Origin of the sequence: Arthrobacter sp. PGP41, assembly GCF_002953935.1 — a bacterium.
Taxonomy (GTDB): Bacteria; Actinomycetota; Actinomycetes; order Actinomycetales; family Micrococcaceae; genus Arthrobacter.
Map to the genome: position 1 here is coordinate 2370329 of NZ_CP026514.1, position 26269 is coordinate 2396597.

22 protein-coding genes are annotated in these 26269 nt (G+C 65.9%); 5 read left to right on the top strand and 17 right to left on the bottom strand.

From position 1 onward, the window contains the following. Positions 1-25 precede the first annotated feature (25 nt). The 8 genes from C3B78_RS10760 to C3B78_RS10795 all read right to left on the bottom strand — a co-directional run bounded on the left by C3B78_RS10760 (position 26) and on the right by C3B78_RS10795 (position 9054). Positions 26-886, bottom strand: a complete 861-nt coding sequence (locus C3B78_RS10760; RefSeq protein WP_104999747.1) for a shikimate dehydrogenase — start codon at positions 884-886, stop codon at positions 26-28. Continuing rightward, complete coding sequence (mltG, locus tag C3B78_RS10765) at positions 883-2601, bottom strand: endolytic transglycosylase MltG (protein WP_104998064.1); 1719 nt, start codon at positions 2599-2601, stop codon at positions 883-885. The genes C3B78_RS10760 and mltG overlap by 4 nt, the downstream gene beginning before the upstream one ends. Beyond that, on the bottom strand, positions 2598-3197 hold the full coding sequence (gene ruvX / locus C3B78_RS10770) for a Holliday junction resolvase RuvX (RefSeq protein WP_104998065.1): 600 nt from the start codon (positions 3195-3197) through the stop codon (positions 2598-2600). The genes mltG and ruvX overlap by 4 nt, the downstream gene beginning before the upstream one ends. 7 nt (positions 3198-3204) lie before the next feature. Further along, positions 3205-5883, bottom strand: a complete 2679-nt coding sequence (gene alaS, locus C3B78_RS10775) for an alanine--tRNA ligase (protein WP_104998066.1) — start codon at positions 5881-5883, stop codon at positions 3205-3207. A 170-nt stretch (positions 5884-6053) separates the two neighbouring features. Then, entirely contained in the window at positions 6054-6296 is a 243-nt protein-coding gene (locus C3B78_RS10780; RefSeq protein WP_199775235.1) for a hypothetical protein, read from the bottom strand. 17 nt (positions 6297-6313) lie between these two features. Further along, positions 6314-6688: a DUF948 domain-containing protein gene (locus tag C3B78_RS10785; RefSeq protein ID WP_104998067.1), complete on the bottom strand. Its 375-nt coding sequence runs from the start codon at positions 6686-6688 to the stop codon at positions 6314-6316. A gap of 147 nt (positions 6689-6835) precedes the next feature. After that, positions 6836-7462 carry a 30S ribosomal protein S4 gene (gene rpsD, locus C3B78_RS10790; protein WP_104185938.1) on the bottom strand — a complete coding sequence of 209 codons (627 nt, stop codon included), beginning with the start codon at positions 7460-7462 and terminating at the stop codon, positions 6836-6838. Positions 7463-7632: 170 nt separating this feature from the next. Then, positions 7633-9054, bottom strand: coding sequence for a replication-associated recombination protein A (locus C3B78_RS10795; protein ID WP_104998068.1), 1422 nt, complete (start codon positions 9052-9054; stop codon positions 7633-7635). A gap of 69 nt (positions 9055-9123) precedes the next feature. Here C3B78_RS10795 and C3B78_RS10800 point away from each other — a divergent pair, with 69 nt between their 5' ends. Further along, on the top strand, positions 9124-9792 hold the full coding sequence (locus C3B78_RS10800) for an acVLRF1 family peptidyl-tRNA hydrolase (RefSeq protein ID WP_104998069.1): 669 nt from the start codon (positions 9124-9126) through the stop codon (positions 9790-9792). Between the two features lies 1 nt (position 9793). Here C3B78_RS10800 and C3B78_RS10805 read toward each other — a convergent pair whose 3' ends face one another. Together C3B78_RS10805 and aspS are read right to left on the bottom strand one after the other, a co-directional pair. After that, positions 9794-10534, bottom strand: coding sequence for a GNAT family N-acetyltransferase (locus tag C3B78_RS10805; protein WP_104999749.1), 741 nt, complete (start codon positions 10532-10534; stop codon positions 9794-9796). Positions 10535-10649: 115 nt separating this feature from the next. Next, positions 10650-12428 carry an aspartate--tRNA ligase gene (aspS, locus tag C3B78_RS10810; RefSeq protein WP_104998070.1) on the bottom strand — a complete coding sequence of 593 codons (1779 nt, stop codon included), beginning with the start codon at positions 12426-12428 and terminating at the stop codon, positions 10650-10652. 109 nt (positions 12429-12537) lie between these two features. Here aspS and C3B78_RS10815 point away from each other — a divergent pair, with 109 nt between their 5' ends. Beyond that, on the top strand, positions 12538-13782 hold the full coding sequence (locus C3B78_RS10815; RefSeq protein ID WP_104998071.1) for an APC family permease: 1245 nt from the start codon (positions 12538-12540) through the stop codon (positions 13780-13782). On the opposite strand, the gene hisS is transcribed toward C3B78_RS10815, so the two are convergent. Further along, positions 13779-15149: a histidine--tRNA ligase gene (hisS, locus tag C3B78_RS10820; RefSeq protein WP_104998072.1), complete on the bottom strand. Its 1371-nt coding sequence runs from the start codon at positions 15147-15149 to the stop codon at positions 13779-13781. The genes C3B78_RS10815 and hisS overlap by 4 nt on opposite strands. A gap of 233 nt (positions 15150-15382) precedes the next feature. Here hisS and C3B78_RS10825 point away from each other — a divergent pair, with 233 nt between their 5' ends. From C3B78_RS10825 to C3B78_RS10835, 3 genes are all read left to right on the top strand, one after another. Further along, on the top strand, positions 15383-16189 hold the full coding sequence (locus C3B78_RS10825) for a peptidylprolyl isomerase (RefSeq protein ID WP_104998073.1): 807 nt from the start codon (positions 15383-15385) through the stop codon (positions 16187-16189). A gap of 67 nt (positions 16190-16256) precedes the next feature. Further along, positions 16257-17804, top strand: a complete 1548-nt coding sequence (locus C3B78_RS10830; protein ID WP_104998074.1) for a DUF349 domain-containing protein — start codon at positions 16257-16259, stop codon at positions 17802-17804. Positions 17805-17899: 95 nt separating this feature from the next. Further along, a complete protein-coding gene (locus C3B78_RS10835) occupies positions 17900-18628 on the top strand; it encodes a type IV toxin-antitoxin system AbiEi family antitoxin (RefSeq protein ID WP_234005379.1) in 729 nt (242 codons plus the stop codon). On the opposite strand, the gene C3B78_RS10840 is transcribed toward C3B78_RS10835, so the two are convergent. From C3B78_RS10840 to ruvA, 6 genes are all read right to left on the bottom strand, one after another. Continuing rightward, a complete protein-coding gene (locus tag C3B78_RS10840; RefSeq protein ID WP_104998075.1) occupies positions 18509-20902 on the bottom strand; it encodes a RelA/SpoT family protein in 2394 nt (797 codons plus the stop codon). The genes C3B78_RS10835 and C3B78_RS10840 overlap by 120 nt on opposite strands. Before the next feature lie 133 nt (positions 20903-21035). Next, positions 21036-22049, bottom strand: coding sequence for a protein translocase subunit SecF (gene secF / locus C3B78_RS10845; protein ID WP_104998076.1), 1014 nt, complete (start codon positions 22047-22049; stop codon positions 21036-21038). Further along, positions 22049-23806, bottom strand: a complete 1758-nt coding sequence (secD, locus tag C3B78_RS10850) for a protein translocase subunit SecD (RefSeq protein WP_104998077.1) — start codon at positions 23804-23806, stop codon at positions 22049-22051. Before secD ends, secF begins: the two co-directional genes overlap by 1 nt. A gap of 99 nt (positions 23807-23905) precedes the next feature. Further along, positions 23906-24307 carry a preprotein translocase subunit YajC gene (yajC, locus tag C3B78_RS10855; RefSeq protein ID WP_104998078.1) on the bottom strand — a complete coding sequence of 134 codons (402 nt, stop codon included), beginning with the start codon at positions 24305-24307 and terminating at the stop codon, positions 23906-23908. A 214-nt stretch (positions 24308-24521) separates the two neighbouring features. Further along, positions 24522-25604, bottom strand: coding sequence for a Holliday junction branch migration DNA helicase RuvB (ruvB, locus tag C3B78_RS10860; protein WP_104998079.1), 1083 nt, complete (start codon positions 25602-25604; stop codon positions 24522-24524). Continuing rightward, on the bottom strand, positions 25597-26241 hold the full coding sequence (gene ruvA / locus C3B78_RS10865) for a Holliday junction branch migration protein RuvA (RefSeq protein ID WP_104998080.1): 645 nt from the start codon (positions 26239-26241) through the stop codon (positions 25597-25599). Before ruvA ends, ruvB begins: the two co-directional genes overlap by 8 nt. Between the last annotated feature and the right edge of the window lie 28 nt (positions 26242-26269).

Here is a 26269-nt window from a genome sequence, read left to right on the forward strand (position 1 = left end):
TATTCCATCCTGCCACGTATGGCGGTCACAACGCCCGTCGGGGAAGGCCGACTGCGTCACACATCACATCTATGACAGATGCGTTAACTTCCTTATCCAGGCGGCTGAACAGGCGCACCTGTTCGACTGCCTGGTACAGGAGCATTTCCAGGCCGGGCACCACGGTTCCGCCGCCTGCCTGCCACACCGAAGCGATCAGGCTGGGCCAAGGATCGTACGCGACGTCCAGCAAGACGCCGGGCATGGCCGTCTTCAGGGCGGCCATTTCCGCTGCGATTCCGTCCGCCGCACGCGGCGGGAGGGTGGAAATTACGACGTCGGCCTCCGCTGCCGGGCGGGCAGCCCCGGCAAGGCTCCGGATCACCAGGGCAACGTCCAGGCTCTCAGCTGCGGCGCAAACCTCTGCAGTCCGGGACGTGTCCCGGACGAAGACCTCGGCCCGGTTGGCTCCCAGCTCCTTGAGCGCGGCGACGGCTGACGCTGCAGTCCCCCCGCCGCCCAGCACAACAGCCGACGGCGCGGTTCCCGTGCCTGCGTGCCGCAGCGCGTTCACGATCCCGGCCACATCCGTATTGGAGCCGATGGCGCGGATACTGCTGCCGTGTTCCTCGAAGGAAACGGTGTTCACTACCCCCAGGATCCCGGCGACGCCGCGGACCTCGTCCACCTGTCCGAGCATCGCCGTCTTCAAGGGCATCGTGACGGACAGGCCGCGCCAGCCCGGCTGGTCGCGGATCTGCCGCATCAGCGGCGGCAGCAACTGCTCAGTGACGTCAATCGCCGTGTAGCTGATGCCGACGCCCAGCCGGCCGTAGGCAGCGAGATGCAGTGCCGGCGACTTCGAGTGGCTGATCGGGTGGCCCAGGACGGCTGCCCGAAGGCTCATGTGCAGCGTCCGGCGTTCGCCGCGCACCAGGCGTTGTACTGCTCGACGTATCCGTTGTGCTCGGCCAGCGTCTTGGAGAACTTGGTCTCTTTGGTGTCCAGGTTGATGGTGACCCAATACAGGTAGTCGTTGGTCTTGGGCCTGGCCGCAGCATCAATGGCTGTCTTTCCCGGAGAACCGATGGGTCCCGGGGGAAGTCCGGGATTCGCGTAGGTGTTATACGGGTTGGACTTGTCCTGGCGCTGTTCGTCCGTGAAGTTGTAGCTCTTGGTGCCCAGGCCGTAGGTCACCGCCGAGTCCACCTGGAGGAAACCGTTGGTCTGGTCATTGGGCTTGAGCCGGTTGTAGATGGCCCCGGCGACGTCGCCATACTCCGCCTGGCCGCCTTCAGCCTGCACGATGCTGGCCACGATCACGGCCTCGTACTGCTTGGCCGGGTCCGTGATGCCCTGCGACACAAGTTCGTCGGTTGTGATCTTGACCAGGGCCTTGAGGATGTCCTTTGCCGGTGTACCAAGGGGGAAACGGTGTTCACCCGGAGCCAGGTAACCCTCAAGGTTTTTTGCGGTGGCCGGCAGCCCGAACTGGGCCGGCTGGTTGCTGAGCGCCTGCAGGTCCTGGATGGATATTCCAGAGCCTTGCGAGATCGCCTGCAGGGACTCCCCCACGCGCAGGCCTGCACTGAGGGCGAAGTAGATGACCTTGGTTTGGTCCTTGCCCAGCAGGACGTTCACGGCATCCGAGTTCTTCATCTCGGTCTTGAACGTATACTCCCCTGGGGAAAGTGTTCCCCCGGATGCGCTGAAGCTCTGGAGGAACGTGTCGGCGTTCGCAACCACCCGTTCGCTTTCCAGCTTTGAGGCAACGGAGCGCGTGCCTTCCCCGTTCTCGACTGTCACTACGACTTCGCCCGTCCCCGGACCGGGATAGTCCGCGGGCTTGTCGTTGCCAAGCAGCGGCTTCAGGAACTGTGCGCCCACTGCCACGGCCGTGACGAAAACTGCAAGGGTCAGGAACAGCGCCAGCAGCCGCCGGCGGCGGCGCACCTTCTTGGACGGTTTGGCCACTACGGTTGCCGCCGACGGGGCGGGAAGGAATTCGTGATGGCGCGCACCGTCGTCGTGCCCCTCCGCATAGGGTGCTTCAGCGTAGTGCTCGTGGTCGTAGTGGCCATCGGCATAGTGCTCTCCGTGGGACGCTGCACGGTAGTCGGCCCCATCCGCGTAGTGGGGCTCGTCGTAATATGTTCCCGCTGTGTGCTGGTGCGCTCCGGCACCCGAAACTCCCGAGTAGGCGGGCGTATCGTAGGCATGCAGCCCATCGGGCTGGCCGGATTCTGTGGGGTAGGCATCCCCGTGACGGTGCACCTGAGGCTGCACATCTTCCTGGTGTGTGTCCTGGATCGACGGCGGAGTGAGGGGGGCAGCCGGAACGGGGTGTTCCTCCGGTGTCTCCCGCGGTGCAGTTTCTTCGCGCAATGCCTCGTCCTGACGCAGGGGGTGTGGTTCCGGGGCCACGGGAGGGTCCTGGGCCATGGGAGGTTCCGATGGCTGCGGCGGAATGTCGTGACCGGTCTCGTACGCCTGCTCAGGAACCGCGTCCTGGCCTCCGGTGTTAAAGGTCTTTTCCCGTGCCCGGAGTTCCTTGCGGGTGAGCGGTCTTGCTGCTCCGACGTCCAGGGGGCTGGAAGCGTCGTCAATGTTGGCAGGGCTCACTGTTGCCTTCCATTATCTGAAGATCGGGCCGTATCGCCGGGGGTGGTGGGCACAGTGTCATCCTGCCCGCTGCCTCCCAGGTCCACGGAAGGGGGTGGCGGAGTCACGCGTGAGCCGACGTCCGCTCCCCTGGCTTTCTGCATGTCGATGGCGTGCTGAAGGATACCTGCCGCCGCGACCTGATCAACTACTTTACGGTGATTCCTGCTGCTCATGCCAGCTTCATGGAGGTTGCGGTGCGCAGTCACGCTGCTCAAACGTTCGTCCACGAGGTTCACCGGCACCGCCACAGCACGGGCTGCAAGCTCGCCGGCCAGCAGTTGGGCATAGTCCACGGCCATCTTGGCTGATGCCCGTTCCTCACCCTTCAGGGTGCGGGGCAGACCGACGATCACCTGGACGGCGCCGAGTTCCTCCACCAGGTTCGCGATGACCCTGACGTCGGAGTTTTTCCTGGTGTTGCGGTCCAATGTCTTGAAGGGCGTGGCCAGGATCGAGTCGCGGTCGCAGATGGCAACCCCCACCCGGACCGTGCCGACGTCTACCCCCAGTTTGATGCCCTGGGGGTAGGCGCCGGCAGCTGCAGGACTGGTCATTGGAGTGTTAGCGCCGCGTAATGGCGTCAACAACCGCGGCCAGGGCCTGGCCGACCTTGCCGGCGTCGGTGCCGCCGCCCTGGGCGACGTCGTCCTTGCCGCCGCCGCCGCCGCCGAGGACACCTGCGGCAAGGCGGACCAGCGCACCGGCCTTGACCCCGGCCTCCCTGGCGGCCTCATTGGTGGCCACCAGGATCATGGGACGGTCGTTGGCAACGCCGGCAACTGCCACGGTTGCCGGCGCCGAGCCGAGACGGTTGCGCAGGTCCAGCGCCAGGCCGCGAAGATCGTCGGCCCCACTGACCTGGCCGGCGTCATGGGCGATGACGCTCACGCCTGCCGCGTCCTTGGCGCTGCCGGCCAGCTGTGCAGCCGAGGCGGCCAACTGCTCCTTGCGGAGGCGGTCCAGCTCCTTCTCCGTGGCCTTGAGCTTGGCCAGGGTGGCGGAAATCCGGTCGGCCAGCTGGCCAGAGGGCACTTTGAGGAGCTCGGTCAGCTCGGTCACCAGCGCGCGTTCGGCGGCAAGGTGCCGGAAGGCGTCCATACCCACGAAGGCCTCCACGCGGCGGTTTCCGGACCCCACGGACTGCTCACCCAGCAGCGAAAGGCTTCCGATCAGGGAGGTGTTGGGCACGTGGGTGCCGCCGCACAGCTCGCGGGACCATGCGCCGTCGATCTCCACCACGCGCACTTCGCTGCCATAGTTTTCACCGAACAGCGCCATGGCGCCGAGGGCCTTGGCCTCCGCCAGGCCCATCACCTTGGTCTCCACCCGGAAGTTGTTCCGGATGGCCAGGTTGGAGACTTCCTCGATCTCGGACCGGGTTGCCGTGCTCAGCCCCTCGCCCCAGGCGAAGTCGAAGCGCAGGTAGCCGGCCTTGTTGAAGGAACCGCGCTGCGTGGCTTCAGGGCCGAGGATCTGGTGGAGTGCGGCGTGCACGATGTGCGTGCCGGTGTGGGCCTGTTCGGCGGCGTGCCGGCGTTCACGGTCGACGGCGGCGCGGACCAGCGAGTCCGACCCGATTTCGCCCTCGCGGACGATCGCCTTGTGCACGCTCAGGCCTTTAAGGGGCCGCTGGACGTCGAGGACCTCGACGACGAAGCCGTCACCGGTGATGAGGCCGGTGTCTGCGGCCTGGCCGCCTGCTTCCGCGTAGAACGGGGTCTCGGAGAGCACCAGCTCGATTTCGTCACCCGTGGAGGCCTGCTGGACCGGGCGGCCTCCCGTGAGGATGCCGCGGACCCGGGATTCGCCGTCGAGCTCCGTGTAGCCGGTGAAGACCGTCTCACCCTGGGCCAGGATGTCCTGGAACGCGCTGAGGTCTGCGTGGCCGCCCTTCTTGCCCTTGGCATCCGCCTGGGCGCGCTTGCGCTGTTCCTGCATGAGGCTGCGGAACGCCGCCTCATCCACTTTGAGCCCGGCTTCTTCTGCCATTTCCAGGGTCAGGTCGATAGGGAACCCGTAGGTGTCGTGCAGGGTGAAGGCGTCCTCGCCGGACAGCGGCTTGTCGGCGGCCTTGGACACCTTCACTGCATCCTCGAGCCGGGCAGTGCCGGAAGCGATGGTGCGCAGGAAGGCCTTCTCCTCCGCGTAGGCGATGCGGCTGATCCTGGCGAAGTCGGTCTCAACCACGGGGTAGACGCCCTTCATGGCGTCGCGGGAGGCGGGCAGCAGTTCGGGCAGGCAGGCCTGTTCCACGCCGAGGAGGCGCATGGATCGGACGGCACGGCGGATGAGCCGGCGCAGGACGTAGCCGCGGCCCTCGTTGGAGGGGGTCACGCCGTCGGAGATGAGCATCAGCGCCGAGCGGATGTGGTCTGCGACCACGCGCATGCGCACGTCGTCCGTGTGGTGCGGGTCGTCGTCGGACTCGGCGGACGTGTACTCCCTGCCGGAGAGTTCGGCGGCCTTGTCGATCACGGGGCGGACCTGGTCCGTCTCGTACATGTTCTCGACGCCCTGCAGGATCATGGCCAGGCGCTCCATGCCCAGGCCGGTGTCGATATTGCGCTTGGGCAGCTCGCCCACGACGTCGAAGTCTTCCTTCGAACGCACATTTTCGATCTGGTACTGCATGAACACGAGGTTCCAGATCTCGATGTAGCGGGTTTCGTCCGCCAGTGGCCCGCCCTCGACGCCGTATGCGGGGCCGCGGTCGTAGTAGATTTCGGAGCAGGGGCCGGCAGGGCCGGGCTGGCCGGTGTGCCAGTAGTTGTCCGCCTTGCCCATTTTCTGGATGCGCTCGGCGGGGACGCCGGTGTTCTTCAGCCATAGTTCCTTGGCTTCGTCGTCCTCCTCGTAGACCGTCACCCACAGGCGCTCAGGCGCCAGGCCATAGCCGCCGTCGTCAACGCTCTTGGTGAGCAGTTCCCAGGCGAACTTGATGGCGTCTTCCTTGAAGTAATCCCCGAAGGAGAAGTTGCCGCACATCTGGAAGAAGGTTCCGTGGCGGGCAGTCTTGCCCACTTCCTCGATATCACCGGTGCGGATGCACTTCTGCACGCTGACGGCGCGTGAGTAGGGTGCTTCCTCCCTGGCCGTCAGGTAGGGAATGAACGGCACCATGCCGGCAACCGTGAACAGCAGCGAGGGGTCGCTCGAAACCAACGATGCGGAGGGAACCGCGGTGTGGCCCTTGCTGACAAAAAAGTCCACCCAGCGCTTTGTGATCTCCTGCGACTTCATGAGCTGTTACGTACCCTTCTTGCTCCGCGCGCTGTCCGGCGCGGAGGTTCTTTCGCGTGGCGGTTCCCGTAGGTATACGGTTCCCGCCGGTGTTGTTATAACGTTTGGCGCCGCCGCATCGTGCGGTCGGCAGGCAGCAGGCCAGCGTGGTGCAGGCCCGCCAGGTGTGGTCAGCGGCGGACCAGGTCTTCCGATTCGACGCCGAGCGCGGCCCGGAGGTCGGTCTCGCGCTCACGCATCCCGGCGCGGACGGCGTCGGCGAAGTCGTAGACGCCGTCTGCGAGCCGGTTTACCGCGCGGTTGAGGCCCTCCGGGCCAAGCGTGGACTGCATGCTGGCCTGCACTTCGGTCACCTTGCGGAAGGCGATCACTCCGATGGCTACGCCAATTCCCATCCAGACAAGTCGTTTCATTTTTAGTTCTCCGGAATTCAGCGGCTGCGGCGGCCGGCAGCGGGTTTCTTGCGGTTGGCGAACGCGGTGCGGACACCGTAGCTGAAAGCTGCCACCTTGATGAGCGGGGATCCGACGGTGGCGGCCACAAGCGAGGACAGCGCCGACAGGTTGGCGGAGGCGTCCGAAACGTTGGACGAGATGCCGTCCACTTTCTTCAGCTGCTGGTTGGTGGTGGACACGGTGGCCGTGACTTCGTCCATCAGGGGCGTGGCGCCGTCGCTCAGGGACCGGATGGCCGTGCGCACTTCGTCAAGTACTTTGCCCAGCTTCACGATGGGCACCGCGAGCAGCAGCACCAGGAGCGCAAACACCCCGGCAGCGATCAGGCCGGCAATATCGCCACCAGACATAGACGTTTCATCTCCTCGAAATTCCGTGGTTCATGTCATCAGCGGATGCGTCAGCAAAACGTGTTTCCGCGGATGTCCCCCAAGTACCTTACATACAAAGAAGCCCGCGGCGCTTGCCACGGGCTTCTTTGGATACGCTGCTGGGATTTAGCGTGCGTAGAATTCGACGACGAGCTGCTCTTCGCAGGTCACGGGGACCTCGGAGCGCTTGGGGCGGCGGACCAGGCGGGCCTGCAGGGCCTCCAGCTTGACGTCCAGGTAGGCCGGGACGGCGGGCAGGACGTCGCGGTGGGCACCGGCTGCTGCAACCTGGAGCGGAACCATGGTTTCGCTGCGGGTGTGGACGTGGACCAGCTGGCCCTCGCCGACGCGGAACGACGGGCGGTCAACGCGGACGCCGTCAACCATGATGTGGCGGTGCACAACAAGCTGGCGGGCCTGGGCGATGGTGCGGGCGAAACCGGCACGCAGGACCAGGGCGTCAAGGCGCATTTCGAGCAGTTCGATGAGGTTTTCACCGGTCAGGCCCTTGGTGCGGCGGGCTTCTTCGAAGGCACGGGTCATCTGTGCTTCGCGGATGCCGTACTGGGCGCGCAGGCGCTGCTTTTCGCGGAGGCGTACGGCGTAGTCGGAGTCCTGCTTCTTGCGGGCACGGCCATGCTCACCGGGGCCGTACGGGCGGCGCTCCATGTACTTGGCGGCCTTGGGGGTCAGAGCGATGCCGAGGGACCGCGAGAGGCGGGCCTGACGGCGAGCACGAGTGTTGTTAGCCACTTGTGTCCTTCCAATATCTGCGGTGTGTCAGTGTTACTGGCCTCCACGATGGAGAGCATCGGCCAACCGCTGCCTTTTGCTACTGGGCACAGGGCATAACCAACTCGAAGTAATTCGGGGGGATTGTGCGTCCGTGCCTTGCCAGACAAACATCTATCCTACCACGGCGGTTACTTGCCCCGGACGATCTTCCGCAGCCGCTCCAGGCGCACCGCAATGTCCCGCTCCGCTCCGTTGGCCGTGGGCTGGTAGTAGTCCCTCCCCACGAGGTCGTCCGGGGGATACTGCTGGGTGGCTACTCCGTGCGGGGCGTCGTGGGCGTACTTGTACCCCAGGCCATGGCCAAGCTGCTTGGAACCCGGGTAGTGCGCGTCCCGCAGGTGCGCGGGGATGCCGTTTCCCAGGCCTGCCCGGACGTCGGCGATGGCCTTGTTGACGCCCATGTAGGCGGCATTGGACTTGGGGGCGGTTGCCAGGTGCACCACGGCCTCGGCAAGGATGATGCGGCCCTCCGGCATTCCGATCAGCTGCACGGCCTGGGCCGCTGCCACGGCTGTCTGCAGGGCAGTGGGATCGGCCATTCCCACATCCTCGGCCGCGGAAATCACGATCCTCCGGGCAATGAAGCGCGGGTCCTCCCCCGCCTCCAGCATGCGTGCCAGGTAGTGGAGGGCGGCGTCCACGTCAGAACCGCGGATGGACTTGATGAAGGCGCTGATGACGTCGTAGTGCTGGTCGCCGGCACGGTCATACCGGACGGCGGCAACGTCCAGGGCACGCTCGGTATGTTTGAGTTCGACGGCGGCAGGCCCCTCCCCCGCATCGTCCGCATCCCCGAACGCAACGCCGGCTGCCGCTTCCAGTGCCGTCAAGGCACGGCGGGCATCACCCCCGGACAGCCTTACGAGGTGGTCCAGTGCTTCCTCAGTGAGGTCCACTTTCCCGTTCAGGCCGCGAGGATCTGCAACGGCGCGCTGGATCAGTCCTTCGATGTCCGCGTCGGTGAGTGGCTTCAGGGTCAGCAGCAGGGAACGGGACAAGAGCGGCGAAACCACCGAAAACGAGGGGTTCTCGGTGGTGGCCGCCACCAGGACCACCCAGCGGTTTTCCACCCCGGGTAGCAGGGCATCCTGCTGGGCTTTGTTGAAGCGGTGGATCTCGTCGAGGAAGAGCACGGTGGTGGTCTTGTACAGGTCCCGGGCGGTGAGGGCATCGTCCATCACCCGCCGCACGTCCTTGACGCCTGCGGTGATGGCGGAAAGTTCAACGAACTTCCGGCCCGGTCCCCTGGCAATCACATGGGCAAGGGTGGTCTTGCCGGTTCCGGGAGGGCCCCAGAGAATGAGCGACGTGGGTCCTGCCGGGCCGGCTGTATCGGCTCCCGCACCGGCAGCGAGCTGGCGCAGGGGTGACCCCTGACCCAGCAGGTGTTGCTGGCCCACCACCTCATCAAGGGTGCGGGGACGCATCCGGACGGCAAGCGGGCCGCGCGGGGAAGCGCCTCCTCCCCCGGCAGCCCGCCCGGCGGCAGGAGCAGCACTGCCGCCGTCGTCGTCATCATTGCCGGGCCCATGCCCGAAGAGATCTTCCACATAGATAGGCTACTTCCAGTTCACCTCCCGGTTTCGCCGGAAGTTACGCCAGCTAGCGAAGGGTTGCCCATGTCCGTGCACTCCACCGGCGCAGCCACGCCGCCGTCCGTGCGGACCGCTTTTGTCCCCGGCGACCGGCTGGCCGGATGGGCAGGGCGGTTCGGTGCGGCGCACGGCGGATATGTGCTGAGCGATGACGACGACGGGTTGCGGCTGATTGCCGCGGACGGCGCCGAAGCATTACTGCAGCCGCCGTGGCCGGTTGACGGCCGGCCCGGCCGTGGGACGGATGCCCTTGAGCGGCTCGCCTCCCTCGCGTCACAGCCGCGCAGGCTTGGCCTCCTGCTGGTCCGCCGTGGAGGATACGGCGTAGCGGTGGTGGGTGAGGGCGTGGTCCTGGCCTCCAAAGTGGGCAGCACCTATGTGCAGTCCCGGACCGCCGCGGGCGGCCAGTCGCAGCAGCGGTTCGCACGCCGGCGGGGCAACCAGGCGGACGCACTGGTGGGTGTTGTGGCCGAGCATGCCGGACGGGTGTTCAGCAGCGCGTCCTTTGAATACGTGGTTCCCGGGGGCGACAGGGCGTTGGCGGGCCTCGTCCTTGAGCACCCTGCCCTGAAGGACTATGCAAAGTTGCCGCGGCTGGCCGCCCTTGATGTTCCGGATCCCAAGGCTGCGGTGCTTCAGAAGGCGGCGGCGGACGCGTGCGCGGTCCGGATCCAGGTGACAGACCCTTCCTGAGTCAGCAGCCCGTAAGTGCGCGCCGTGGCCGCTGCTGGCGGTAAAGATAGCGGCCGGTTTCCTCGAATCCGGCCTGCTGGTAGAGCTGGCGGGCGGCGGAGTTGGCCGCCGTGACCAGCAACCAGAAGTTTTCCAGGTTGCGGGCAGTTCCTTCGGCAAGAAGCGCCCGGAGCACCATCGTCGCATAGCCGCGGCGGCGTGCCGATGGGGAGGTGGCCATGCAATAGATTCCTCCGGTGCCGTGCACCATGGCGAGGCGGCCGACGGCGGCGGGGACGCCGTCGTCGTCCCTCACGAGGGCATACAGCGACAGGCAGCCTGTGAGGATGGTGCGCGCCGTCTCCCGCTCGGCCGCCCCGCCGCGGCCGTCCACGCTCCACCAGAGGTGCAGCCACTCCTCGTCCGGACCGTCCGAAACCTCTACCGGAGCGGTCCCGGAAATTTGGAGGCCGTTCCCGGAATTCCGGGACATGATCAGGGTTTCCGACTGCCGGGTGAACCCTTCGGCGTCCAGGACGTGGTGCAGCCGGGCGCTGGCGGGGGTGTCCGTCATCTGGAAAATGAGCGGCAACCGCCGCTCCCGGTACCACTGCGCCGCCTCGCGCAAAGCCGCCAAGGGCTCCACGGCAGTGTTCCTGGGCCACACCGAGTTCGCCCGCTGGATGACGCCGGCCGCAGCACGGAGCACCCACTCCCCCGTGTCCCGGCGATCAACGGCAGGCCAGGCAGCATCCATGAGCATTTCGAAAGCGCCGGCCTGCTGACCGGGGAGGCTGTGCACCACTGGGATTCCTTTTCGGATAAGCCTGAAGGCCCTCCCGTCCGGGAGAGCCTTCAGGTCAAACGGGCTAAAAGACTTACTTGCCCCCTGCCGGCTTGGACTCCGGCTTGAAGTCCACACCGGCTTCCTTGCGCTGCTGGGGCGTGATCGGGGCGGGGGCCGCGGTCAGGGGATCGTAACCGTTGCCGGTCTTGGGGAAGGCAATAACGTCGCGGATGGACTCAACCCCTGCCAGCAGTGCAACCACGCGGTCCCAGCCAAACGCGATGCCGCCGTGCGGAGGGGCACCGTACTTGAAGCCTTCCAGGAGGAAGCCAAACTTGGTCTGGGCATCTTCCCTGTCGAGGCCCATCAGCTCGAATACCCGTTCCTGGACGTCGCGCTCGTGGATACGGATGGATCCGCCGCCGATTTCGTGGCCGTTGCAGACGATGTCGTAGGCGTAGGACAGCGCTGATTCCGGGTCCTTGTCAAAGGTTTCCAGGAACTCGGGCTTGGGCGATGTGAAGGCGTGGTGGACGGCAGTCCACTTGCCGGCGCCGACGGCCACGTCACCGGAAGCCACGGCCGCTGCTGCGGGTTCGAACATGGGTGCGTCAACCACCCAGCAGAAGGCCCAGGCGCTGGGGTCGATCAGGCCGGTACGGTGTCCGATTTCCACGCGTGCTGCGCCGAGCAGTGCCCGTGCCGCAGGCTTCTCGCCGGCGGCGAAGAAGATGCAGTCGCCGGGCTTGGCGCCTACTGCATCCGCCAGGCCGGCGCGCTCGGTGTCGGTCAGGTTCTTGGCCACCGGACCGGCGAGTTCACCGTCTTCCTTGAACAGGACATAGGCAAGGCCCTTGTGGCCGCGCTGCTTGGCGAATTCCTGCCAGCCGTCCAAGGTCCGGCGCGGCTGGGAGGCGCCGCCGGGCATCACGACGGCACCAACGTAAGGCGCCTTGAACACACCAAAGTTGGTGTCCTTGAAGAATTCCGTGAGCTCGGTGAGCTCCACCCCGAAGCGGAGGTCGGGCTTATCCGAGCCGTACCGGGCCATGGCGTCCGCGTAGGTGATCCGCTGGATCGGAGTGGGGATCTCGACGTCGATCAGCTTCCAGAGCGCCTTGAGGATGTTTTCGCCGAGGGCAATGATGTCGTCCTGGTCCACGAAGCTCGCTTCGATGTCCAGCTGGGTGAACTCCGGCTGCCGGTCGGCGCGGAAGTCCTCATCGCGGTAGCAGCGGGCAATCTGGTAGTACTTCTCAAAGCCGCCCACCTGCAGGAGCTGCTTGAACAGCTGCGGGGACTGCGGAAGGGCGTACCAGGAACCCGGTGCCAGGCGCGCCGGGACCACGAAGTCGCGGGCGCCCTCGGGGGTTGACCGGGTGAGGGTGGGGGTTTCAACCTCCACGAAGCCGTCCTTGTGCAGCAAGTCGCGGGCCACCCGGTTCGCCTCGGAACGCAGCCGGAGGTTTCGGGCGGGACCGGGCCGGCGCAGGTCCAGGTAGCGGTGCTTCAGGCGCGCTTCCTCGCCCACTTCAACGTGCTCATCGATCTGGAACGGCAGCGGCTCGGAGGTGTTGAGGATAACCACCTTGTCCGCCATGACCTCGATCTCGCCGGTGGCCAGGGCGGGGTTCTCGTTGCCCTCGGGGCGCTTGGAGACGGTGCCGGTGACCTGCAGGACATACTCGTTGCGCAGGCCGTGGAAGACTTCTTCCTCGCGGACCACGACCTGGGCCACGCCGGAAGCATCGCGCAGGTCCACGAAGGCCACACCACCGTGATCACGACGGCGGCCCACCCAGCCGGCCAGGGTTACGGTTTGTCCAATGTGCTCGGAACGAAGGGATCCGAGGTCATGTGTGCGCAGCACAGCACGCCTTTCTGCGGGGTTACAGCGGGAAGTCGATCGGGAAGTTCAATAGGATCGTTGCAGGAACGATTCCGTTCGAGTTTACCCGCTGCCAAGGGACTGTCACCGCATGAGCGCACACCAGCAACTTCAACGCAGGCTCGGCACATTCGACGCAACTGCCATCGGGCTCGGCTCGATGCTGGGCGCCGGAGTGTTCGTGGTCTTCGCGCCGGCGGCGGCGCTGGCCGGCCAGCTGCTGGCCTTGTCGGTGGTCATCGCCGGGGCCGTTGCGTACTGCAACGCCGTGGCGTCAGCCGCCCTCGCCGCCAAGCACCCCACCAGCGGCGGGACGTATGTCTATGGGCGCAAGCAGCTGGGTGAGTGGCCGGGATTCCTGGCCGGCTGGGGCTTTGTGACCGGCAAGACTGCGTCCTGCGCCGCCATGGCCCTGACCTTCGGCAGCTACATCTCACCGCAGTACGCCGTGCCGGTGGCCGTGGCCGCCGTTGTTGCCCTGACCGGCGTGAACCTGCTGGGCATCACAAGGACGGCGCTGCTCACCAGGATCCTGCTGTGCGTGGTTTTGGCCACCCTCAGCTTCGTGGCTGTAGCAGCAGCCGTCGGGCCGCACCCCGATGCGGGACCGGCCGGGTCCGCGGACCTGGCCTCCCCGGCAGGGGTGCTGCCCGCGGCGGGCCTGATGTTTTTCGCCTTTGCGGGCTACGCCCGGATTGCCACCCTCGGCGAGGAGGTCAAGGATCCCGCCCGCGCCATACCGCGTGCCATCCTCGCGGCCCTCGCGGGTGCCTTCGCCATCTACCTCACCCTGTCCCTGCTCCTGCTGAACCACCTTCCCGGCGGGCAGCTCGCTGCCACCACGACGCCGCTGCTCGACGCCGTGCTGCAGTCCGGGCTGGCGGCGGGGGCTCCCGCCGTCCAGGCAGGAGCCGCGGCGGCCTGCCTGGGCGCGCTCCTGGCACTCATTACCGGCGTCGGGCGCACCACGCTGGCCATGGCCAGGGAACGCGACCTGCCGGTGCTTCTTGCTCGGGTGGGGGGAAAGCACACCGTGCCGTACGCCGCAGAACTCGCCGTCGCCGCCGTCGTCATCCTGCTGCTTGTCACCACGGACGTTATGACGGTGGTGGGCTTCTCCAGCTTTGGCGTACTGATCTACTACGCTGTGGCGAACGCATCGGCGTACACATTGCCGGCGCACCCGGCATATGCGCCGAAGTGGCTGAACGCTGTCGGCTTCCTTGCCTGCCTGTTGCTGGCCTTTACCCTGCCGCCGGTCCCGGTACTGACCATGGCCGGGGTACTGGCGCTTGGCGTGGCCGGGCGTTGGCTGGTGCTTCGGCTGCGCCGCTAAACTGCCGCGGCGGCCTCTGCCGCCGTCAGCACCTGTACTGCCAGGTCTTCCGACGGCGGCGTCCAGGTCTCCGGGGCGGCCACCACCTGTTCGCCGGTGCGGATGTCCTTGACCTGGTGCGTGCCGTCGTCGTCCGTGAACCAGACAAAGGGGATGCCGCGGCGGTCCGCGAACTTGATCTGCTTGCCGAACTTTTCCGCTTTGGCTGCCACTTCGGTTGGAATGCCCCGGCTGCGCAGCTGGGCGGCCACGTCCTGGGCGGCATCCCAGCTGTCATCGTGGGTGAGGGCCACCAGCACCGCGGTGGGAACCGAACGTGACGCCCTCGCCAGGTCCTGGCTCAAGATGCGGGACACCAGGCGGGTGACTCCGATCGAGAGTCCCACGCCCGGGAACTTCCGGTTCCCCTTCGAGGCCAGGGCGTCATAGCGGCCACCGGAGCAAATGGAGCCGAGCTGTTCATGGCCCACCAGGACGGTCTCCACAACCGTGCCCGTGTAGTAGTCCAGGCCGCGGGCGATGCTGAGGTCAGCCACCACCTTGCCGGGGGCACGCTGGACAGCCGCCTCGATCACCTGTTCGAGCTCACTCAGCCCTTCGGTGAGGAGTTCGTTGCTGACTCCCAGCGCCTGGACCTGCGCCACGAACGAGGTGTCCTCGGTGCGGATCCCAGCCAACTGCAGGGCCTTCTGCGCCTGGTCGTCGGTGGCGCCCAGTTCAGTCTTCAGCAGTTCGGCAACCTTCGCGGCGCCGATCTTTTCGAGTTTGTCGATGCTCCGCAGCACCCCTGCGGTGTCATCCAGGCCGATTCCACGGTAAAAGCCCTCGGCGAGCTTCCTGTTGTTGATGCGGAGCCGGAAGTCAGGGATGGGGAGGGCGCTGAGCGCCTCGGCGATCACCAGCGCGATCTCGACGTCGTAGCGGAACGGCAGGTCGCCGTCGCCCACCACGTCAATGTCCGCCTGGGTGAATTCGCGGGCGCGACCCTCCTGGGGGCGCTCGCCGCGCCACACCTTCTGGATCTGGTACCGGCGGAAGGGGAAGGCAAGGTAGCCGGCGTTTTCGACGACGTAACGGGCAAACGGAACGGTGAGGTCGAAGTGCAGGGCAAGGGCGTGCGGATCGGCCTTGCCCTCCTTAACGGGGCTGGCGCTCTCATCATCCTGGAGCCGGCTGAGCCCGTAGACTTCCTTGTCGATTTCCCCCTTGCGCAGCAACTGGCCCACCGTCTCCACAGCCCTGGTCTCAATGGATGAAAACCCGTGCAGTTCAAAAACCCGGCGCAGCGTATCCAGCACATGGAGCTCCACCAGCCGCTCCTCGGGAAGCCACTCGGGGAATCCGGACAGGGAGGCGGTGCGTGCCATGGTGGAGTTTCTCCTCTTGGTGAACGGTTGCCGGGACCTGCGCGGCAATCGGCCCGAAACGGGCTTGCGACGGCGGCAGTCCAGCCAGTCATGCATAAACTATGTGCGGCAGTCAGTTTATGCGTCATCCGCCGGCATCTCTAATGCAGCGGAGCGGCAGTGCCTGGCCGCCCTACAACTGCTGACGCGGCCCCAAAGCCGCGCCTGCAGCAGCCCGACTAAAAGGAGGACCCTTGGCGGCCAATTCACGCAGTGCCCGCGAAACCAAACGGCGCATTCAGCAGATGGAAGCCAAGCGTGCCCTGCGGCGGGACCAGGAGGGCCGGCGCAAGCGTGACAACGTGATCGCCGCCGGTGCCGCAGCAGCCGCAGTGGTCCTCGCCGTCGTACTCCAACTCACTGCCTTCGCCGGCAACCCGACCGAAGATGAATTTGCCGCCGCGCAGGCGGAACTCACCAACCCGCCGGCCACCGCAAGCGCATCGGCCCAGGCGACAAATGGTCCAAACATCCCCGCTGCCGGCACAGCCGCAGGCAAGACCTTCACCGGCGAACTCGTGCTCAACGGAAGCCCGCTCGGCGTGGAACTGGATGGAACCAACGCGCCGCAGGCCGCCGCCGTTTTCAAGTCCCTCAGCGACGAGGGCTACTACAACGGAAAGAACTGCCACCGGCTGACCACCGGTGAGGCATTCGGCGTCCTGCAATGCGGCTCGTCCACGGGGGACGGGCAGGGAGACCCGAGTTACACATGGGGGCCGCTCGAAAACACGCCGGCGGACAACAGCTATCCGGCAGGAACCATCGCCGTGGCACGGACTGGCAACAACGCCTACGGAAACGGAACCCAGTTCTTCATTGTCTACAAGGACACCGTGATCCCGGCAGACAGTGCAGGGGGTTACACGGTGGTCGGAAAAGTGACATCGGGACTGGACGTTGTGTCCAGGGTGGCTGCTGCGGGGATCACCCCGGGCGCCAGCGTCACAGACGGCGCACCCGTTGAACCAGTCACGATAGACTCGTTTTCTCTGAAGTAGGAAGCCCGGCCGGCGCGGCCGCGGTGCAGTACGTGAGTATTTCCCTCCAAGCGAAAGACTTTTAGCGGTGACAGACAGTCAGAAATCCGACGAAACAGCAACAGACCTGACCGAAGCGGCGGCCCCCGCGGCTGACGGTGAGGCCACTGAAGCAGCCGGCACCCCCTCTGCGGAGGCAACCGAAACCGCTGCCGCTGCAGAAGAACCAGCAGCCGAGGCTCCGGCGGCTGAAGCTGCTTCCGCCCCCGCACCTGCGCCTTCGCCGAGGTCAGTAGCGCCGTCTCCGGCCGCGTTCGCTTCCCGTCCCAAGCCTGCTGCCGCGGCACCGGCCGCAGCAGCGGTACCGGCGGTACCGGCCACCTCCCTGGCGGAAGCCTCAAAGTGGGGTCGGGTTGAAGGCGACGGGCACGTCTTCCTGACGATTGACGGCAGCGAGCACGCCGTTGGGCAGTACCCGGGCGTGAGCGACGACGAAGCCCTCGCCTATTTCGCGCGGAAATACGACGACGTCGTGGCCCAGATCGTGCTGCTGGAACAGCGCGTCAGCTCCAAGGCCCCCAGCACTGACATGCAGAAGACCGTGACGCACCTGCGGGAGCAGCTCGCGGAGCGAAACATGGTGGGCGACCTGCGTTCCGCGGAAGCCCGGCTGGACAAGCTCTCCGAACAGATAGTGGAGCTGGAGAAGGCCGAGAAGGCAGAGCACGACGCCGTCCGCGCTTCTGAGCTGGCGGCCCGCGAGGCTATCGTTGCGGAGGCCGAGCAGATCTCCGGCCAGGACCCGGCACAGACACAGTGGAAGACCTCCAGCGCCAGGATGAACGAACTCTTTGAGAGCTGGAAAGCGGCCCAGAAGAGCGGTGTACGCCTGGGCCGCAGCAACGAGGATGCCCTGTGGAAGAGGTTCCGCGCCGCCCGCACGGTTTTCGACCGGCACCGCCGCGCCTACTTCTCCCAGCTGGACAGCAACAATTCCGCTGCCAAGTCGGCGAAGGAAAAGCTGATCGCTGAAGCTGAAGCGCTGTCCAGCTCCACCGACTGGGGTTTCGCCGCCGGCGAGTACCGCAGGCTGATGGATCAGTGGAAGGCGTCACCGCGCGCCAGCCGCAAGGACGATGACGCGCTGTGGGCCCGGTTCCGTGCGGCGCAGGATGTGTTCTTCACGAACCGCCAGGCTGCCAATGACGAAATCGACCAGGAATACGCCGCCAACCTCACCGTCAAGGAAGCGCTCCTGGCAGAGGCCAATGCCATCCTTCCGGTGAAGGACCTCGCCGCGGCGAAGAAGGCACTCCAGTCCGTCCGTGACCGGTGGGAAGAAGCGGGCAAGGTTCCGCGGGCCGATATGGGTCGCATCGAGGCTGGCCTGCGCAAGGTTGAAGACGCCGTCCGCAACGCCGAGGACGAACAATGGCAGCGCTCCAACCCGGAGCGTAAGGCGCGGACCAACAGCGCCCTCTCCCAGCTGGAATCCGCCATCGCCGGCCTGCAGGACGATCTCGCCAAGGCGGAGAAGACCGGCGACCAGCGCAAGATCAAGACGGCCCGGGAAGCCCTCGAAGCACGCCAGGCATGGCTGGACCAGATCCAGCGCTCGGCCAGCGAGCTTTCCTGATGCATCTGCCCTAGGCCAGCAGGCCCGGTTCCGGTTATCCACATAGCCGGAACCGGGCCTGTGCCGGTTAACGGCTCCCCGTGCAGGATGGACGAATGGTGATTCCACCGGCTCCTCCGGGCCCCGAACATGCAGCTGCGGCGGACGCTGCGGCGCCCCGTTTTCCGGAACTCTATTGCCCGGACATGCCCTTCGCCTGGCCCGAGCTGCAGTCCCTCGCGGCGGACGGCCTCCTGAGCAGGATCCACCACCGCGGCTATACCCTTCCAGGGCTCCCGGCGTCTCCGCAGCTGCGTGCACGGGCGGCGGCCGGGGCAGTACCCGCCTCGGTCCGCCAGAGGGTGGTTGCGGGCCGCATGACGGCCGCCTGGATCTACGGCTGCGCCAGTGAGCCGGACAGGCTGGCCCTCCTTGTGGATGCAAAGCGGAGGGTCTCCAGCCTCCGGACCACAAGGGGGTGCACCCTGCATGAGGTGAGGCTCGGGCCCTTTGATGTTGTCAGCCTCGGTGGCCTGATGGTCTCAAGCCCGTTGCGGACCGCCCTGGACGTTGCCCTGCACGTGGACGCCGAACGCGCCGTCCCCACCCTGGAAAGACTGCTGGCGCGTCCCCAGAACGACGTCCGCCTGCGCCTGCTGGTCCTTGCAATAGAAGCCACGCCGCGGGTGCCGCACAAAAAGGCTGCCTTGGAAAAACTCGCTGCACTAGCTCCGGCGCTTGTTCCCGGTGGTCCGGTAAACGTCAAACACCCCGTCGATCCTGCGGACTGCACTGAGGACGTGGCTCAGGTACTTGGGGTCCCCCATCTCGAAGGCAAACTTTGAGATGGCCACCCTGTCCGTGGAGGTGTGCACACTGGCTGCCAGGATGTTCACGTGGTTCTCGGACAGGACACGCGTGACATCGGACAGCAGGGATTTACGGTCCAGTGCCTCCACCTGGATCTCCACCAGGAACACGCTGGACTGCGTCGGGGCCCAGTCCACGTCCACAATCCTGTCCGGCTGGTCCTTCAGGTCGGAGATGTTAGTGCAGTCGGTCCTGTGTACAGAGACTCCCGAGCCCCGGGTCACGAAACCGAGAATGGGATCCGGCGGGACCGGCGTGCAGCAGCGGGCCAGCTTCACCCAGACGTCGCCTACGCCACGGACCACCACGCCCGAGTCGGAGAAGCGGGCCTTGGTGACCTGGGTGGGAATGCTGACTTCGGCGATGTCGTCGTCGGTGCTTTCATTGCCGCCGAGGCTCTCGACCAGCTTCTCCATGACCGACTGCGCGGACGTGTGGCCGTCACCGACGCCGGCGTAAAGGCCGGAGATGTCAACGTACTTGAATTCCTCCGCCACCGCTGCGAGGGCCTCGTGGGTCATCAGCCGCTGCAGGGGAAGGTTCTGCTTACGCATTGCACGGGTGAGCAGTTCCTTGCCGCGATCAATGGCTTCTTCGCGGCGTTCCTTGCTGAACCACTGCCGGATCTTGTTCCGGGCCCTGGCGCTCTTGACGAAATGCTGCCAGTCCTGGCTCGGCCCTGCCCCCTCAGCCTTCGAGGTGAAGATCTCAACCCAGTCACCGTGGTTCAGTTCACTGTTGAGCGGAACCAGCTTGCCGTTGACCCTGGCACCGATGGTCCGGTGGCCCACCTCAGTGTGCACGGCGTAGGCAAAGTCCACGGGAGTGGATCCCGCAGGCAAGGCCATGACCTCGCCCTTGGGCGTGAAGACAAAGACCTCCCGGGCGTTGATTTCGAAGCGAAGCGAGTCAAGGAACTCGCCGGGATCGGACGTTTCCTGCTGCCAGTCAACCAGGGAACGCAGCCAACCCATGTCCCCGTCGCGGGGGCTGCCCGGGCCAACGGCCGTGCGGTTGGGCTGGTCCTTGTACTTCCAGTGCGCAGCAACGCCGTATTCAGCCCGGCGGTGCATTTCGTGGGTGCGGATCTGGATTTCCACCGGTTTGCCGCCGGGCCCGATCACCGTGGTGTGCAGTGACTGGTACATGTTGAACTTGGGCATCGCGATGTAGTCCTTGAACCTGCCGGGCAGCGGGTTCCAGCGCGAATGCATGGTGCCCAGCGCGGCGTAACAGTCCCTGACCGAGTCCACCAGCACCCGGACACCCATGAGGTCGTTGATGTCGTCGAAGTCCTTATCGCGGACGATCATCTTCTGGTAGATGGAGTAGTAGTGCTTCGGACGTCCCGTAATGGTCGCCTTGATCTTCGCGGCGCGCAGGTCTTCGGTGATCTGGTCCCGGATGACGCTCAGGCTCTTCTCACGCTCGGGGGTCCGGTCCCCCACCATGCGGACAATTTCTTCGTACACCTTGGGATACAGCGCCGCGAAGGAAAGATCCTCCAGTTCCCACTTGATGGTGTTCATGCCCAGCCGGTGCGCCAGCGGGGCAAAGATCTCGAGGGTTTCGCGGGCCTTGCGGGCTGAGGATTCGGCCGACACGAAGCGCCAGGTCCGCGCGTTGTGCAGCCGGTCGGCGAGTTTGATCATCAGCACGCGGATGTCCTTGGCCATCGCCACAACCATCTTGCGGACGGTTTCAGACTGCGCTGCCTCACCGAAGCTGACTTTGTCCAGCTTGGTCACGCCGTCCACCAGCATGGCCACCTCCGGCCCGAAGTCCCGCTTGAGGTCGGCGAGGGTATAGGGCGTGTCCTCCACCGTGTCATGCAGCAGGGCGGCGGCAAGCGTTGTGCCGCCCAGGCCCAGTTCGGCGAGGATGGTGGCCACGGCCACCGGATGCGTGATGTAAGGATCGCCGCTCTTGCGCTTCTGCCCGCGGTGGCTCTGCTCAGCGACGTCGAAGGCCCGCTGGATGAGATCGAAGTCCTCTTTGGGGTTGTTGGCCCGGACGGTCCTCAACAGCGGTTCAAGAATGGGTGAGTACGTGGCCGTGCTGCGTCCCGTCAGCCGGGCGAGCCTGGAGCGGGTGCGCTCCCTGCGGCCGGGGAATGTGGGACGGGACCCGGAGTTGTCGACCGGAACGAGCGGCCCGGGGCGCGCGGAGGCGGCCACCCCGGTCTGCATGCCGGGGGCAGGACTTTTGTCTCCTTGTGCCGTTGGCGCCGACGCCGAACGTTCTTCCAATGAAGTACCCCTCACCACCGTTTTAATTACTTCAGTCTATTCCCCGCGGCGGTGACTTTTATAACCGGCCCCTTAAACGCCGACGGGCCGGACAACGCCAGGTTCCTGGCGCGGTCCGGCCCCCGGTAAATAGTCAGGCCTGGGCGGGCTCCGCAGTGGCGCTCCGCCCTGCGGCGGCACGCCTCTGCTCAACGCGCTTTGCCTGCCTGACGAGCTCAGGCTCATTTTGGCGCAGCCAGGCGTACATGGGGGCCGCCACGAAGATCGTGGCCGCCGTGCCGATGAGGATTCCGACGAACAGCGCGAGGGAAAGGTCGCGCAGGGTACCGGCGCCCAACAGTCCCGCACCGATGAAGAGAATGGCCCCCACGGGGAGGATTGCCACCATCATGGTGTTGATTGAGCGGACCAGGGTCTGGTTGACGGCAAGGTTGACCTCCTCGGCGAACGTCCGGCGGGTCGAGGCGTCCAGGTCCGCGGTGTTCTCGCGGATCTTGTCGAACACCACCACCGTGTCGTAGAGGGAGTAGCTGAGGACGGTCAGGAAACCGATGATGGCCGAAGGCGTAACCTCGAAGTCGCTGAGGGCGTAGACGCCGGCGGTGATGAACATCGTCACCGCCATGCCGGCAATCGCCGAGAGCGACATCTTCCACGTGCGGAAGTACAGGGCCATCAGCACGGCCGCAAGGAGCACAAAGATCACAAGGCCGATCAGCGCCTGCTTGGTGACATCGGCGCCCCAGGTGGGACCGACGAACGTGGACGTCACCTCGTTCTCGGTGACACCGTACGCGCTGGTAAGTCCTTCCTTGATGCGAAGCGTCTCATCATCGGTGAGTTTGTCCGTCTGGATCCGCATGGTGGTGCCGGCCACGTTCGCCACGCGGGGGACGCTGCCGGGCACCACATCGGTGACGGCCTTCTCCCCTACGGCCGCATCCGTGGTCTGCACGTTGGAGACCGTGAACTCCGATCCGCCGCGGAACTCGATGCCAAGGTTGAAGCCGCCCTTCGCCACCGGAATGATGATGGACAGGGCAACAGCCACCGCCGCAATAATGAACCAGAGTTTCTTGGCGCCGACGAAGTTGTAGGAGCGTTTCCCGGTGTACAGCTCGTTGCCGAAGTTGGCGAAGCCTGACATTACTTGTTCTCCTTCGCTGCGGACTTCGAGGAGCCCGCGAGCTGCTCCTGCTTCTCCGCCAGTCGGCGTTCCGCAATGGTCATCCTGCGTTCGGCTTCCGCTGCCGCGCCCGCGTTCTTGGCGCGGACCACGGCGGGCTTGTCGTCCGGCGTACGGACGCGTCCGGCACCGCGGTAGAGCGGGACGGCACCAAGGCGCTTGGGATCGAGGCCGGACAGCGGGTGGCCCTCGCCGAAGAACCTGGTGCGGGCCAGGAGCTGCAGCGTGGGGTGGGTGAACATGAACACCACGATGAGGTCGGCGATGGCCGTCAGTCCGAGGGTGAACGCGAACCCGCGCACGTTGCCCACGGCCACGAAGTACAGGACCAGGGCCGCCAGCAGGTTGACCGCCTTGGAGGCCAAGACTGTCCGCTTGGCCCGCTTCCAGCCGTTTTCGACGGCGGAAACCAGGCCGCGGCCTTCACGGAGCTCATCCCTGATCCGCTCGAAGTAGACGATGAACGAGTCAGCCGTTTGGCCGATGGCCACGATGATGCCCGCCACGCCCGCCAGGGACAGTCGGTAGTTCTCCGTCCAGCCCAGGATGGCGATGGCGAGGTACGTCAGGACGCCGGCCACCACCAGTGACGCGATGGTCACGAAGCCCAGCGCCCGGTACTGGAACAGGGAATAGACCACCACGAGCAGAAGGCCGATAATGCCCGCGAGGAGGCCCATCCGCAACTGTTCCCCGCCCAGGGTGGCGGAAATCTGCTGCTCGCTTTGGATTTCGAAACTGATGGGCAGGGCGCCGAACCGGAGTTGGTCGGACAGGGCCTTGGCGCTTTGTTCGGTGAACCCGCCGGTGATCTGGGGGCGTCCGTCGGTGATGACAGCAAGGGACCGGGGCGCGGAAATGACCTGGTCATCGAGCACAATGGCGAACTGGGCTTTGGGATCGTTGCCGGCATCACCACCGGCGGCCACGTAGAACTGGTTCAGGCGTTCGGTGACCTCTTTGAACTTGGCTGTTCCCTCGTCGTCGAACTGGATGTTGACTGCCCAGTCGTTCGTGACGGCACCCTGCGCACCCTGCTGGAGCTGGAAGGAGGACGTGACGATGTTGCTGCCCTTAACCTCCACCGGGCCGAGGATGTACTTGATGGCAGGGGTGGCGTCGGTGGCAGGCTCGCACGTCACCAGCGGCTTGGCCGGGTCCGAGCGTTCCTGCTTGTCCTGGGCAGGGTTGTCGCAGTCCAGCGTCTCGAACTGGCGGTAGACCTCGGGGGTGATCCAGTTGGTGTCACTGCTGTTGGCAGGTTCCGCCGTCGGCTTTGGCAACTGGTCCTCAGGCGCCCTCTGCTCCTCCGGGACCGGCGCACCTGCACCGGCGAGCAGGACCGGGCGGAAGTTCATGTCCGCGGAGGCCTGGATCAGGTCACGGGTCTGGCTTGAGGGGGTGCCGGGAAGGCTGACCACCACGTTGCGCCCGGACTGGGTGCTGATCTCAGCCTCGGCAACACCTGAACCGTCAACGCGCTGGCGGATGATCGCCACGGCCTGGTTGAGCTGTTCCTCGTTGATGTCCGAGCCGCCCTCGACCTTCGGCGCCAGGATCATCTGGGTACCGCCTTCGAGGTCCAAGGCCAGTTTGGGTGCCCAGCTTGCCTGTCCGGCAAGGGTGCCTCCAGCCAGGATGGCAGTGAGGGCGGCGAGGATTACACCAAGCCAGACCAGGACCCGGAGGCCTGGTTTCTTGGGGCCGGTTCGTGCCATTGTCGATCTTTCTCTTATTCACGGAGGAACCGCCGGTGCCTGCCATGCTTGCACCGGCGGTGGTCCGCAGCGGTAGAGGTTGTAAGGAAGCGGCGGGGACTAGCTGTCCTTCTTGCCCTCATCGTTGAGGCGTTTCGGGGTTTCGTCGAGTGTTTCCGCCGTCGCAGCGGTGCTGCCGCCCTCGGACGCCGTCAGGGAGGAGGCATCGTCCGGCACGGCCGGGGAAGCAACCTCGGGCTCGGCTGCCACTGCGGGTTCCACGATCTTGGTGACGGCCTGGCGGTGCACGGTGGCGAGGTTGCCCGGCGACAGTTCCAGGGTGACCTTGTTGTCCTCGTCATCGATGGCCACGATGCGGCCGAACAGGCCGAAGCTGGTCATGACGTCCACGCCCGGGCCGAATTTCGACTGGAGCTCCGCCTGCTGCTGCTGCGTCTTCTTGTTGCGGCGGAACATCATGAAGATGAAGACGCCGAGCATGACGAACAGGAGAATTGACATTGGATCCAAGGGGAATTCCGTCCTTTATTTACATAGCTGATTTTCCAGCAACGTCGGCTTCGCTCCGGCCGGGGCAGGACAGTAAGGCAGGCAAAAGCCTGTCGGGTTCCCTTCCCCGGCGGCGCAGGAGGCCGGCGGCCGCCCACGAAACAAAGACCCGAACGTGCCGGGCGTCATCCCAGTCTAAAGGGAAAAGCTGAACGCAGCCTGCCTATTAGGCTTCCGGGGCCCAACCGCCCGCGGGTTCGGCGTCCCCGGCCGGTTCGAACAGGTCCAGCTGCTCCTGCGCGAAGACTCCTGACGGAACGGCATAGCCGAGGTGCGTCCAGGCAGGAGCCATGGCTATCCTGCCGCGGGGGGTCCGGCCCAGGAGTCCTTCCCGTACCAGGAAGGGCTCTGCCACCGTTTCGACGGTTTCGGTCTCTTCACCGACGGCGATCGCCAGCGTGGACAGCCCAACCGGCCCGCCGCCGAACTTGGTGATGAGTGCTTCAAGGACGGCGCGGTCAAGCCGGTCCAGGCCCTTCTTGTCCACCTCGTACATGTCCAGGGCAGCGGACGCGGACCGCGCGTCGATCTGCTCAATGCCGTGGACCAGGGCCCAGTCGCGCACCCGCCGCAGCAGCCTGTTGGCAATGCGGGGGGTGCCGCGGGAGCGTCCTGCAATTTCGCTGAAACCGGCGGAATTGACTTTGAGGTCCAGCAGGCCGGCAGAGCGGCGCAGCACGAGTTCGAGTTCCGGGACGGAGTAGAACTCCAGGTGGCCGGTGAACCCGAACCGGTCGCGCAGGGGCCCGGGCAGCAGGCCGGCGCGGGTGGTGGCACCCACCAGGGTGAAGGGCGGCAGTTCAAGCGGAATCGCGGTTGCGCCCGCCCCCTTGCCCACCACGATGTCCACCCGGAAATCCTCCATGGCCATGTACAGCATCTCTTCCGCCGGCCGGGACATGCGGTGGATCTCGTCCAGGAACAGGACCTCGCCCTCGGAGAGGGAGGACAGAATGGCGGCGAGGTCTCCAGCGTGCTGGATGGCGGGACCGCTGCTGATCCGCAGCGGGGCGTTCATTTCGGAAGCAACAATCATGGCGAGGGTCGTTTTGCCCAGGCCCGGCGGGCCGGAAAACAGCACGTGGTCCGCGCTGCGGCCACGCATCCGTGAGGCCTGCAGCACCAGGGAGAGCTGTTTCCGTACCCGGTGCTGGCCCACGAAATCATCGAGGTTCTTGGGCCTGAGCGCTGCCTCAATGGCCCGCTCCTCGGGTTCCTCGCCCGCGGCCACGAGGGACGGTTCAGCCACGGCTGCCTACCCGGTTGCCGGCGCGCGCACCGTCCTGGCCCAGCCACCGGAGGGTAGTGCGCAGGATCTCCGGCACGTTGCCGCGGAAGGAGACCTCGGGCTCGTCAGCCAGGGCTTTGTCGATGCTTGCCGACGCGTCCTTTTCGGACCATCCCAGGCTTGTCATCGCCGCTACCACCTGCGGTTTCCAGGCGGCCTCGGCTGCCGTGGATCCCGCGGCGGTACCCGCGGTGCCGTGCGGCACCAGTTTTCCGGCCAGCTCCAGCACGATCCGGCCGGCCACCTTGGGACCGATGCCGGGCACCTTGGTGAAGGTCTTGCTGTCCCCCGTGTGTGCGGCCACCCGGATGGCCTCGGGTTCGTGCACGGCCAGGACAGCCAGCGCCAGCCGGGGGCCAACCCCGCTCACGCTGAGGAGGACATCGAAGACCTCACGCTCGTCGTCGGACGCGAAACCGAAGAGGGTGAGCGAATCCTCCCGCACAATCAGCGAGGTGAAGAGCCGGCCCTCTTCCCCGGTGCGCAGCCGGCTTAGGGTTTGCGGGGTGGCGTTGACGCTCATGCCCGCACCGTTGAGGTCAATGACAGCCGTGGAAAGACCCACGTGCGCTACCGTCCCGCGTAGGAAACTGATCAAGGCCGGGCTCCTGGTGTATTGCCGGGCT